Origin of the sequence: Streptomyces sp. NPDC085524 (assembly GCF_044541755.1) — a bacterium.
Lineage (GTDB): Bacteria > Actinomycetota > Actinomycetes > Streptomycetales > Streptomycetaceae > Streptomyces.
The window spans coordinates 26,772-38,859 of sequence record NZ_JBITTH010000007.1 but is presented as its reverse complement, the minus strand read 5'-3'; the positions used below and the strand labels follow the sequence as shown (position 1 = coordinate 38,859).

General features: G+C 74.2%; 10 protein-coding genes. 8 read left to right on the top strand and 2 right to left on the bottom strand.

The features are described 5' to 3' along the window. Window positions 1-7: 7 nt before the first annotated feature. Together ACIGFK_RS12310 and ACIGFK_RS12305 are read right to left on the bottom strand one after the other, a co-directional pair. Window positions 8-466 (bottom strand): ferritin-like domain-containing protein, encoded by a 459-nt coding sequence (locus tag ACIGFK_RS12310; protein ID WP_376662123.1) that lies wholly within the window; start codon window positions 464-466, stop codon window positions 8-10. Continuing rightward, window positions 463-1,008 carry a hypothetical protein gene (locus tag ACIGFK_RS12305; protein ID WP_376662124.1) on the bottom strand — a complete coding sequence of 182 codons (546 nt, stop codon included), beginning with the start codon at window positions 1,006-1,008 and terminating at the stop codon, window positions 463-465. The genes ACIGFK_RS12310 and ACIGFK_RS12305 overlap by 4 nt, the downstream gene beginning before the upstream one ends. A gap of 157 nt (window positions 1,009-1,165) precedes the next feature. Here ACIGFK_RS12305 and rimP point away from each other — a divergent pair, with 157 nt between their 5' ends. The 8 genes from rimP to ACIGFK_RS12265 all read left to right on the top strand — a co-directional run bounded on the left by rimP (window position 1,166) and on the right by ACIGFK_RS12265 (window position 12,065). Beyond that, window positions 1,166-1,678 carry a ribosome maturation factor RimP gene (gene rimP / locus ACIGFK_RS12300; protein ID WP_376662125.1) on the top strand — a complete coding sequence of 171 codons (513 nt, stop codon included), beginning with the start codon at window positions 1,166-1,168 and terminating at the stop codon, window positions 1,676-1,678. A 2-nt stretch (window positions 1,679-1,680) separates the two neighbouring features. Further along, the gene (gene nusA, locus ACIGFK_RS12295) at window positions 1,681-2,712 is read left to right on the top strand and encodes a transcription termination factor NusA (RefSeq protein ID WP_400051449.1); all 1,032 of its coding nucleotides are present in this window, start codon (window positions 1,681-1,683) and stop codon (window positions 2,710-2,712) included. Between the two features lie 109 nt (window positions 2,713-2,821). Beyond that, a complete protein-coding gene (locus ACIGFK_RS12290) occupies window positions 2,822-3,109 on the top strand; it encodes a YlxR family protein (protein ID WP_386464865.1) in 288 nt (95 codons plus the stop codon). Between the two features lie 148 nt (window positions 3,110-3,257). Beyond that, on the top strand, window positions 3,258-6,365 hold the full coding sequence (gene infB / locus ACIGFK_RS12285) for a translation initiation factor IF-2 (protein WP_386464868.1): 3,108 nt from the start codon (window positions 3,258-3,260) through the stop codon (window positions 6,363-6,365). Window positions 6,366-6,506: 141 nt separating this feature from the next. Further along, window positions 6,507-6,800, top strand: a complete 294-nt coding sequence (locus tag ACIGFK_RS12280) for a DUF503 domain-containing protein (protein ID WP_030161467.1) — start codon at window positions 6,507-6,509, stop codon at window positions 6,798-6,800. A gap of 28 nt (window positions 6,801-6,828) precedes the next feature. After that, window positions 6,829-7,275, top strand: coding sequence for a 30S ribosome-binding factor RbfA (gene rbfA / locus ACIGFK_RS12275; protein ID WP_376661385.1), 447 nt, complete (start codon window positions 6,829-6,831; stop codon window positions 7,273-7,275). After that, on the top strand, window positions 7,272-8,177 hold the full coding sequence (gene truB / locus ACIGFK_RS12270; RefSeq protein ID WP_400051446.1) for a tRNA pseudouridine(55) synthase TruB: 906 nt from the start codon (window positions 7,272-7,274) through the stop codon (window positions 8,175-8,177). Before rbfA ends, truB begins: the two co-directional genes overlap by 4 nt. A 219-nt stretch (window positions 8,178-8,396) precedes the next feature. After that, window positions 8,397-12,065 (top strand): serine protease, encoded by a 3,669-nt coding sequence (locus ACIGFK_RS12265; RefSeq protein WP_400051444.1) that lies wholly within the window; start codon window positions 8,397-8,399, stop codon window positions 12,063-12,065. Window positions 12,066-12,088 lie beyond the last annotated feature (23 nt).

Sequence of the window (12,088 nt, the reverse complement as noted above, 5' to 3'; positions counted from 1 at the left end):
GTCCCTTTCAGCTCTGCTCGGCTCGATCCGATCGTTCCGGGAGCCCAGGGAAGGCTACGCCGACACCGCGCCAGCGTGCCGCGCGCACGGCCGCGGCGATCAGCGCGTCGGCCGCCTCGCGGCGCAGCGGGCCCTGCGCGGCCCGCACCAGGTCGGAGTAGGCGCCGGCCACCCGGTCCTCGATCTCGGCCGCCAGCCGCTCGGCGTCGGCGGGTGTGCGCACCTCGAAGGGCAGCGTGTACGCGGCCTCCGCCGCCCGGGGCGCACCGCCCAGCTCCCGCACGGTGCGGGTCAGCGCGTCCCGCCGCGCGAGGTGGCCGCCGTAGGCCTCCCGGGCCTGGGTCGCGCGGGCGCCGGTGGTGCGCGCGCCGATGACGCCGTAGCCGTACGCCGCCGCGTGCTCGGCGGCCAGGGCGGCCTGGGCGGCCGGCAGCGGGTTCCCGTCGGGGGAGGGTCCGGCACTCACGACGCGGCTCCGGGGTTCGAGGTCAGCAGGTGGGCGTGGACGGCTCCGCAGGCGGCCACGGAGGCCAGCAGCCGCGCCAGTTCCCCGGGGGCTCCGGCGAGGTCGATGGTGCGGGCCTCGGAGAGCTTGCGCTCCGCGTCCGCGAGGGCGGTCAGCGCGTCGGTGGGCTTCGGCGGCACCGGCTCGGCACCGCCCGTGGGGGCGGCGGCCCCCACGGCGCCGGACGGGGAGGCGGGGCTGGGAGCCGGGGTGCCCGCGGCGGCCGGGGCCAGGGCCGCCGTGTGCGCGGCGACGGCCGCCCGCAGCGGAGCGAGCTGCCCGGCCAGGTCCGGATGGGCCGCGCTCGTGGCGTCGTAACGTTCCAGCAGGAGCCGGCTGTCACGAACGGCCGCCTCCCGCATCCGCCGTTCGAGTGGAATCCGCGCTTCCTCCTCGGGCGAGGGGCCGCCGGAGCACCCGGTGAGCAGCGCGGCGCCCGCCGCACCGGCGGCACCGGCGAGCAGGCTCCTTCGCGAGGGCCTGAAAGGCAAGGTCCAGGGCACGGGGACGTCCTCGGGGGTGATGGGCGGGGCAGGGTGTGATCACGGTACCCGGGGCCCTGTCCACAGGGCGGACGGCAACACCCTCCGGGACCGGATACCCTTTGACCTGACGCACGACGGAAACCACAACAGCACACGCGGCCGAGGAGTCACCCGGATGAGCACCACCCAGAGCGACAGGCTGCGCGGATTGCTGGAGCCGCTCGTCGCCGCCAAGGGCCTGGACCTCGAAGACATCGAGATGTCCAAGGCGGGCAAGCGCCGGATGCTGCGGATCATCGTGGACTCCGACGAGGGCGTGGAGCTGGACACGTGTGCCGAGCTGAGCCGTGAGGTCTCCGACAAGCTCGACGAATCCGACGTGATGGGCGAGGACGAGTACGTCCTCGAAGTGAGCTCCCCGGGCGCGGACCGCCCGCTGACCGAGCACCGTCACTACGTGCGGGCCGTCGGCCGTCTCGTGAAGTTCCAGCTGTTCGCCGAAGGCGAGAAGGGTGCCGGGGAACTGATCGCCCGCATCCTCGACGTGGACGACGAGGGAATGGACCTCGAGGTCCCGGGCGTGAAGGGCCGCAAGGCGACCGCCCGCCGCATTGCTTTCACCGACATCGCCAAGGCGCGTGTCGAGATCGAGTTCAACCGCAAGGACAAGAAGGAAGAGGAGGCGTAGCCGTGGACATCGACATGAGTGCCCTGCGGGGTCTGGTCCGGGAGAAGGAGATCTCCTTCGACCTGCTCGTCGAGGCGATCGAGTCGGCCCTCCTCATCGCGTACCACCGGACCGAGGGGAGCTTCCGCCGCGCCCGCGTCGTGCTGGACCGCACCAACGGTCACGTGGTCGTGTGGGCGACGGAGGACCCGAGGGACCTCGAGGAGGGGCAGGAGCCCAAGGAGTTCGACGACACCCCGTCGGACTTCGGGCGGATCGCCGCGACGACGGCCAAGCAGGTGATCCTGCAGCGTCTGCGCGACGCCGAGGACGACCTGACCTTCGGCGAGTTCGCCGGCCGTGAGGGCGACGTCATCACCGGTGTCGTGCAGCAGGGCAAGGACCCCAAGAACGTCCTCGTCGACATCGGCAAGCTCGAGGCCATCCTGCCCGTGCAGGAGCAGGTCCCCGGCGAGGAGTACACGCACGGGCTGCGCCTGAAGGCGTACGTCGTGCGGGTGGCGAAGGGCGTCCGCGGTCCGTCCGTGACCCTCTCGCGCACCCACCCCAACCTGGTGAAGAAGCTCTTCTCGCTCGAGGTCCCGGAGATCGCCGACGGCAGCGTCGAGATCTCGGCGATCGCCCGCGAGGCCGGTCACCGCACCAAGATCGCCGTGCGGTCCACCCGCTCGGGCCTGAATCCGAAGGGCGCCTGCATCGGCCCGATGGGCAGCCGCGTGCGCAACGTGATGGCCGAGCTGCACGGCGAGAAGATCGACATCGTCGACTGGTCGGACGACCCGGCGGAGATGGTCGCGAACGCGCTGTCACCCGCCCGGGTGAGCAAGGTCGAGGTCGTCGACTGGGACTCCCGCTCCGCCCGGGTGACCGTGCCCGACTACCAGCTGTCGCTGGCCATCGGTAAGGAGGGCCAGAACGCCCGCCTCGCCGCACGCCTCACCGGCTGGCGCATCGACATCCGCCCGGACACCGAGCCGGCCCAGGACGCGGACAGCGACCGGGACCGCGACGGCCGGGACCGGGGCGGGGAATAAACCGGTACCTGCCGGGGCTTCCCGGACGGTAGACAGGGAATAACACGACAACGTCCGTTCGATTTTTCGCCTGAAGGGGTGAGGTCGGTACGGGGAGGTAGACTTAGGCGTGTCTGGCCGGACGCAAGCCCGCGCATGCCCCGAACGCACCTGTGTGGGGTGTCGGGAGCGAGCGGCCAAGAGCGATCTGCTGCGCATCGTGGCGATCGGAGACGAATGCGTCCCCGATCATCGCGGTACGCTGCCCGGCCGGGGTGCCTACGTGCACCCGGTCGTGGTCTGCCTCGACCAGGCGGTCCGCCGCCGCGCGTTCCCCCGGGCCCTCCGGTCCGCCGGAGCGCTCGACACGGCGGAGCTGCGCAAAGCCATGGCCGGTGAGGCCGTGGTCACACCGTAATGAAGTAGTACGGCACGGAGCCCCGTGCGGTCAGGTACCTCGCGAGTTGGAAGTAGGTCGAGATTGCGATGAGCACTCGATGAGTACGCGATGAGTACGCCCATGAAGTAGCGACGGTCCGGCGTAACCCGGACCTAAAAGGAGCGAAGTGGCTAAGGTCCGGGTATACGAACTCGCAAAGGAGTTCGGAGTTGAGAGCAAGGTCGTCATGGCCAAGCTCCAGGAACTCGGTGAGTTCGTCCGTTCGGCGTCCTCGACGATCGAGGCGCCGGTTGTGCGCAAGTTGACCGACGCACTGCAGGGCCCCGGCGGCAACGCCGGCAAGTCCGCTGCAAAGCCGGGTGCGCCCCGCAAGGCTGCCCCCGCCAAGCCCGGGGCTCCGACTCCGGGTCCCGCACGTCCCGCTGCGCCGAAGCCCGGCGCACCGGCCCCCAAGCCGGTCGTCGCGGAGGCTCCGGCCCCCGCAGCGCCCGCACCGGTGACTCCGGCCGCCTCCGGCCCGCGTCCCGGCCCGAAGGCCCCGGCCGCCCCGAAGCCCGCTCCGGCGGCTCCCGTGGCGACCGAGTTCTCCGCGCCTCCGGCGGCCCCGGCCGCCCCGGCGCGCACCGAGCGTCCCGCCGCGGCCCCCGGTCCCCGTCCGACGCAGCAGCGTCCGGCGGCCCAGGGCCAGCCCGGTGCCCGTCCCGGCGCCCCGCGCCCGGCCGGTGCCACGCCCGGCGCCCAGGCTCCCCGCCCCGCGGGCGGCGCCCAGGCCCCGCGCCCCGGCGGCGCCCGTCCGGCGGGTCCCCGTCCGGGCAACAACCCCTTCACCTCCGGCGGCTCCACCGGCATGGCGCGCCCGCAGGCGCCCCGTCCGGCCGGTGCCCCGCGTCCCGGTGCCCCCGGTGCCGGCGGCGGCCAGGGTGCTCCCCGCCCGCAGGGTGGTCCCGGTGGCGCTCCGCGTCCGCAGGGTCCCGGCGGCGCCCGTCCGACCCCGGGCGGCATGCCCCGTCCGCAGGGCGGCGCTCCGCGTCCGGCCCCGGGCGGTAACCGTCCGAACCCGGGCATGATGCCGCAGCGTCCCGCTGCCGGTGGTCCCGGTCCCCGTCCCGGCGGCGGCCCCGGCGGCCGTGGTCCCGGTGCCGGTGGCCCGCGTCCCGGTGGCGCCGGTCGTCCCGGCGGCGGCGGCTTCGCCGGCCGTCCGGCCGGTCCGGGCTCGCGTCCCGCGGGTGGCGGCTTCGGCGGCCCCCGTCCGGGTGGCGGCGGCTTCGGCGGCGGTCCGGCCGGTGCCGGTGGCGGCGGTCGTCCCGGCTTCGGTGGCCGTCCCGGTGGTCCCGGTGCCCGTGGTGGCACGCAGGGTGCCTTCGGCCGTCCCGGTGGTCCGGCCCGTCGCGGCCGCAAGTCCAAGCGCCAGCGTCGCCAGGAGTACGAGGCCATGCAGGCCCCGTCGGTCGGCGGCGTGATGCTGCCGCGCGGTGGCGGCGAGACCGTGCGCCTGTCGCGCGGTGCCTCCCTCACCGACTTCGCGGAGAAGATCAACGCCAACCCGGCGTCGCTCGTCGCCGTGATGATGAACCTCGGCGAGATGGTCACGGCCACGCAGTCCGTCTCCGACGAGACGCTCCAGCTCCTTGCCGACGAGATGAACTACGTCGTTCAGATCGTCAGCCCGGAGGAGGAGGACCGCGAGCTCCTCGAGGGCTTCGACATCGAGTTCGGCGAGGACGAGGGCGGCGAGGAGTTCCTGCTCCCGCGTCCGCCGGTCGTCACCGTCATGGGTCACGTCGACCACGGCAAGACCCGCCTCCTCGACGCCATCCGCAAGACGAACGTCGTCGCGGGCGAGGCCGGCGGCATCACCCAGGGCATCGGCGCCTACCAGGTGGGCACCGAGGTCAACGGTGAAGACCGCAAGATCACCTTCATCGACACCCCGGGTCACGAGGCGTTCACCGCCATGCGTGCCCGCGGTGCCAAGTCGACCGACATCGCGATCCTCGTGGTCGCGGCCAACGACGGCGTCATGCCGCAGACGATCGAGGCGCTGAACCACGCCAAGGCCGCCGGCGTCCCGATCGTCGTCGCGGTCAACAAGATCGACGTCGAGGGTGCCGACCCGGTCAAGGTGCGCGGTCAGCTCACCGAGTTCGGTCTGGTCGCCGAGGAGTACGGCGGCGACACGATGTTCGTCGACATCTCCGCCAAGCAGGGTCTGCACATCGACTCCCTGCTCGAGGCCGTCGTCCTCACCGCCGACGCCTCGCTCGACCTGCGCGCCAACCCGGAGCAGGACGCTCAGGGTATTGCGATCGAGTCCCACCTCGACCGTGGCCGCGGTGCCGTCGCCACCGTCCTCGTCCAGCGCGGTACCCTCCGCGTCGGCGACACGATGGTCGTGGGCGACGCCTACGGCCGTGTGCGCGCCATGCTCGACGACAAGGGCAACAACATCGAGGAAGCGGGTCCCGCGACCCCCGTCCTGGTCCTGGGTCTCACCAACGTCCCCGGCGCCGGCGACAACTTCCTCGTCGTCGACGAGGACCGCACCGCCCGTCAGATCGCCGAGAAGCGTGCTGCGCGTGAGCGCAACGCCAACTTCGCCAAGCGCGTCCGCCGGGTGTCCCTGGAAGACCTCGACTCGGTCCTCAAGGCCGGTCTGGTCCAGGAACTCAACCTCATCATCAAGGGCGACTCGTCCGGTGCGGTCGAGGCCCTCGAGTCCTCGCTGCTCCAGCTCGACGTCGGCGAAGAGGTCGACATCCGCGTCCTGCACCGCGGTGTGGGTGCGGTCACCGAGTCGGACATCTCGCTGGCGATGGGCTCCGACGCCATCGTCATCGGTTACAACGTCCGTGCGGTCGGCCGTGCCGCGCAGATGGCGGACCGCGAGGGCGTCGACGTCCGCTACTACTCGGTGATCTACCAGGCCATCGAGGAGATCGAGGCGGCCCTGAAGGGTCTCCTCAAGCCCGAGTACGAAGAGGTCGAGCTCGGTACGGCGGAGGTCCGCGAGGTCTTCCGCTCGTCCAAGCTGGGCAACATCGCCGGTGTCCTCATCCGGTCCGGCGAGGTCAAGCGCAACACCAAGGCGCGGCTCCTGCGCGATGGCAAGGTCATCGCCGAGAACCTCACCATCTCCGGTCTGCGCCGCTTCAAGGACGACGTCACCGAGATTCGCGAAGGCTTCGAGGGCGGTATCAACCTCGGCAGCTACAACGACATCAAGATCGACGACGTCATCGCGACGTACGAGATGCGCGAGAAGCCCCGCGCGTAAGCGCCAGGCGGTTTGACACCGGGGCCGGTCGACGGAATATCCGTCGATCGGCCCCGGCCGTTGCGTGTACGGTTCTGGTGACCCTGCCGAGCGACGGCCGGCAGGCCACCGAACCCGCACCGGCGGGATATCCGGAACTGCATGTACGTGGGGACTCTGTCCTTCGATCTGCTCCTCGGCGACGTCCACTCGCTGAAGGAGAAGCGCTCCGTGGTCCGGCCCATCGTGGCCGAGCTCCAACGCAAGTTCTCCGTGAGCGCGGCTGAAGTGGGCGACCAGGACCTGCACCGCAGGGCCCGCATAGGGGTCGCCCTCGTGAGTGGGGACACGGGGTTCCTCTCGGACGTACTGGACCGCTGCGAGCGGCTGGTCGCGGCGCGTCCGGAAGTGGAGCTGCTGTCCGTGCGACGGCGCCTCCACGGTGATGAAGACTGATAGCAAGACATAAGAAGGAGACGGACCAGTGGCCGACAATGCGCGGGCGAAGAAGCTGGCGGACCTCATCCGGGAGGTGGTGGCCGAGAAGCTGCAGCGCGGCGTCAAGGACCCCCGCCTCGGTACGCACGTGACCATCACGGACACCCGGGTCACCGGCGATCTGCGGGAGGCCACGGTCTTCTACACGGTCTACGGCGACGACGAGGAACGCGCCTCCGCCGCAGCGGGCCTGGAGAGCGCCAAGGGCGTACTGCGCTCCGCGGTCGGCCGGGCGGCGGGCACCAAGTTCACGCCCACCCTGACCTTCGTCGCGGACGCCCTCCCGGAGACCGCCAAGACCATCGAGGACCTCCTCGACAAGGCGCGCGCCTCGGACGCCCAGGTGCGCGAGGTCTCCTCCGGTGCCCAGTACGCCGGCGACGCCGACCCGTACAAGAAGCCGGGCGACGACGAGGACGCAGCCGCCGAATGAGCAACGCAGGAAAGACGCCGGACGGCCTTGTCATCGTCGACAAGCCGTCCGGCTTCACTTCGCACGACGTGGTCGCCAAGATGCGCGGGATGGCCAAGACCCGCCGCGTAGGCCACGCAGGCACGCTGGACCCGATGGCGACGGGCGTCCTCGTCCTCGGTGTCGAGAAGGCCACCAAGCTCCTCGGCCACCTCGCGCTCACCGAGAAGGAGTACCTCGGCACGATCCGGCTGGGCCAGGACACCCTGACGGACGACGCCGAAGGCGAGATCACCTCGTCCACGGACGCCTCCGGGGTCACCCGCGAGGGCGTCGACGCGGGCATCGCCAGGCTCACCGGCGAGATCATGCAGGTCCCGTCCAAGGTCAGCGCCATCAAGATCAAGGGTGTGCGGTCCTACAAGCGCGCCCGCGACGGCGAGGACTTCGAGATCCCGGCCCGACCGGTCACGGTCTCCTCCTTCCAGGTGTACGACATGCGCGAGGCCGAGGCCGAGGACGGCACCAAGGTCGTCGACCTCGTCGTCTCCGTCGTCTGCTCCAGCGGTACGTACATCCGCGCCCTGGCCCGGGACCTCGGCGCCGACCTCGGCGTCGGCGGCCACCTGACCGCGCTGCGGCGCACCCGCGTCGGCCCGTACAGGCTCGACCGGGCGCGGACGCTGGACCAGCTCCAGGAGGAGCTGACCGTCATGCCGATCGGCGAGGCGGCCGCCGCGGCCTTCCCGCGCTGGGACCTGGACGCCCGCCGGGCCTCGCTGCTCGCCAACGGCGTGCGGATCGAGATGCCGGACGCCTACGCGGCCGGCCAGACGGTGGCGGTCTTCGGACCGGAGGGCACGCTGCTCGGCCTCGTGGAGAGCAAGGGCGGCAAGGCCAAGTCCCTCGCGGTCTTCGTCTGACGTGGAGCGGTGAGCGCCGATCAGCCGACGCTCACCGCTCCACGACCCCCCTCGGGTAGGTCTCTATCCACCCGGACCCCGGTATTCACCCGTCCGAGCAGGCGCTCGGAGTGAATGGAGGGAGCGAAGGGGGGCGCGTTCGCCCCGCGTGCTTTTCTTGCTGATCTTCACCTGCCTACCGTTCGTGAGAACGGGCAGTTGCGGGGGAGTGGTGCGGCCATGGCGGAGCTCGTCACGATCTGCGATCCGGCCGGGCGGCCGCGCGGCAGCGGTTTCGTCGCCGACGACCGCGGCACGGTGGTCACCGGCCACGAGGCCGTCGACGGCCTGACCAGGGTGCTCCTGCACGGGCCCGCCGGGCGGAGCTGCCTGGCCGACGTCACGGCCCCGCCGGGCGCCCCGGTGGCGCTCGTACGGGCGGAAGGACTCGGCGTACGGCCGCTGCCGGTGGCGGTGCGCGAGGTCATCCCGCAGGGGACGTACGTACGGGTGCCCGCCCGCGGGTGGCGGCAGGCGCGGGTGCTGGGGGCGCACGCCCTGGTCGTGGACCTGGCGATCGGCACCGACGGGCGGGACGCCCTGAGCATGGGCGGGGAGGCCTGCGGGGGCCCCGTCATCGACGCGGAGACCGGAGCGGTGCTGGCCGTCCTGTCGGGCGGCAGCGCGGTGGCCCTCCGCGCGGCGGCCGCGGCCGACCCCGCCCTGGCCGAGCTCCTGGCCCGCAACGCAGCGACCGTACCGGCCTACGGGGCGGACCTGAACCTGGCCGGAGCCCTGGAACTGACCGGCACCACCCTGGGCTGCGCCCTTCCCCTCGACGAGGTCGTCGAGCGGCCGGCCGTGACGGCCGAACTGGATGCCTTCACCGCGGCCGACGCACTGGTCCTGGCCCTGATCGGACACCCGGGCACGGGCCGCACCACGGCCCTGGCCGCCCTCGCGGCCCGCCGGTCCCAGGGCACCCGCCCTTCCCCGACCCTCTGGCTCCGCGGCGCGGACCTCCACGCCGCCGACACCTCCCTGGCCGCCGCCATGACCCGCGCCCTGACCGGAGCGGCCCGCATCATCGCGACGCCCGGTTCCGACGGGGACGGGGGTGTGCCGGGGCGTCCCCGCAGGGCTCCGAACGCAACCACCCCGTCCCCTTCCACCCCCTGGAAGGGTTCGGAGCCCGAGGAGACGCCACGGCGCGGCCCCGGCACCGGCGGATCCCCGGAGGCGGCCCGTTCGGCGCAGCCGCCGAGCGCCGGCGGGGTCCCGGGCGTGGCCCGGCCGGCGGAGTCGTCCGGCACGGGCGGAGCCGCGGAGGGGTCCTGGGCGGCGCAGCCTCCGGGGTCTGCGGGGCCCGGCGGAACCCAGGACCCCGCCCGAGCGGCGCAGCCGCACGGCATTGCCGAGAGCGTGGCACGAGTCGCCGCGGCCGCCGGGCGCGGGCTGCTCGTCGTGCTCGACGCGCCCGAGGAGATGCCGCCCGAGCTCGCACGGCGCCCGGGCCCCTGGACCGAAGCCACCGTCGCGTGGCTGCGCGCGACCGGCACCCGGCTGGTGGTCGCGGCCCGGCCCGAGTACTGGGAGCGGGCCGGCGCGTTCCACCCGCCCGGGGTGCTGCACACCCCGGCCCGCCCGGCCCGCCGCATGCCGTCCGCACTCGCGCTCGGCGACCTCGCCCCCGCCGAGGCCGAGGCCGCCCGCGCCCGCCTCGGCATCCCGGCCGACGCCGTCCGGGATGCCGATGCCAGGCACCCCCTCACGCTGCGCCTGCTCGCCGACGTCCGCGCCGCCGAGGTGACCGCGGGGCGGCCCGGGCGCGACGAGGTCTTCGCCGCCCACCTGGACCTGGTGGCCCTGCGGGCGGCCGTCCGGATCGCCGCCGCGGCCGGGCCGCCCGGCGGGGTCCACGGCCCCGGGGTACGGCGGCTCGCGGCCCGCGTGGCCGGCCGGGTGCACGAGGCCGCCCGCCGCTGTCTGGGGCCCGGGCAGGGGCAGCTGGACCGCGCCTCGTTCGAGGAGCTGTTCCCGTGGCGGACCGGCTGGGCCTCCGCCGTGCTCACCGAGGGGCTGCTGGTGCCCGCCGGGCCCGGCTACCGCTTCGCCCACGAGGAGCTGTCGGACTGGCTCCAGGCCTGCCACCTGGACGTCCCCGCGGCCCTCCGCTCGCTCGTCCACCACCCGTACGGATCCGGCCCGCCCGTCCCCCGGCACCGCATCGGGCCCGTCCTGGAGGCCCTGCACAGGCTCCCCCCGGACCGCCTGCACACCGAGCTCACCCGCCTCGTCCAGGCCCTGAACACCTACGCGGAAACCCCGCCCGCACCGGCCGGCCCGCCTGACGGGCCCGGCCCATCCGACGGGCCCGGCCGACCCGACGGGCCCGGCCCATCCGACGGGCCCGGCCCATCCGACGGGCCCGGCCCATCCGACGGGCCCGGCCGGCCCGACGGGCCCGGCCTGCCCGACCCCGTCTGGTGGGCCGCCCGGCTGCTCCGGGAGACCCTGCTGCGGGCCGCCGACGCCCACCCGCACCTCCCCGTCCTGCACGCACTGGCCGAGCACGTCGCGCGCTCCGGGCCCGGCGAGTTCGGCGGGTGGTTCTGGAACCGGCTGCGGCTGCCCGAGCCCGAGCGGCTCGACCTGCTGCGCCGCCTGCTGCCCGCCGACCCCGCCGAGGCGGTCCCCGGCGACCGCTTCCTCGACGCGGCCGCCCGCCGCCTCGCCCGCGACCCGCAGACCGTGCAGCCGCTGCTCTGCGCCTGGTTCACCGACGGCCGCCGCCTCCGGGGCCGCCCCGGCGCCACCGTCGCCGGCGCGGCGCAGGCCCTGCTGCACACCCACCGCCGGCTCGCCGTCGACGACCTCACCGAGCAGCTCGTCGCCGCCGCGCACCCCCGCGCCGACGAGCTGCTCTCCGTGCTCGCCGAGGAGGAACCCTCCGCCATGTGCCGGGCCGTGGACCGCTGGGCCCACGACGAACGGCCCGGGCGGCGCGTCGCGGCCGCCGCCTACGGGCTCGCCACCGCCCCCCACGTACGCACCCCCGCCGACCGCGAGCTGCTGCGCTACGCCGCCCAGGCGCTGCTCGCCCGCCCCGCCGATGCCACCCTGCACGGCAGCGCCCTCGCCACCCTGCTCCGCGACCCGCAGATGCGCGGCCGCTACCTGCCCGACGCCCTCGCCTGCTTCCGCGACCCGGAGCACGGCACCCGGCTGCCCGCCTCCGCGCTGGTCGCGGCCCTGCCCGTGCTGCCCGACCCGGACGCGGTGTTCGCCGCCCTGCGGGAGCGGGCCGACGGGGAGGTGGTGCGGGCCCTGGCCGCACTGACCACGCCGGGTCTCGCCCGCCGCGCCGCCGAGCTCGTACGGGAGCACCTGGCAGGGCACCCCGAGGACGCACGGCACGCGGCCGCCTTCGTGGGCCTGCGCCTCGAGCAGGGCCTCGCCGCCGGACCCGTCGTCCGCCCGCTCGTGCTGGACCTGCTGCGCAGCGCCCCGGCCGGGGTGCGGGCCGAGCTGGCCGCCGTACTGGCCGCGCCGGGCGGGGAGCCCTCGTACGCGCTGCGCCGCGAGCTGGCCGACGTACTGCTGCGCGAGGAGACCGACCCGCTGGTGCTCGACGCCTTCCTCGGCTCCCTCGCGGCCGGGGCCGCCGCCCGGCCGGAGGACCGTACGCGGGAGCTGCTGCGCCGCACCGGGCGGCAGCTGCTGCGGGCCCCCGGCGGGGCCGCGGTGTTCGAGCGGCGGACGGTGGAGCTGGCCCGGACGGCCCCCGCGTTCGGGGCCCTCGTGGCCCGCTGGCAGGCTCAGGCGGCCGCCGAGGCGGCGGCCCTGCTGGGGCCGAGCGCGCGGCGGACGGTGGAGACCCTCAGCAGAGCGGCCCAGGATGTGACGTGACGAACTGACACGGCAGTTGATGC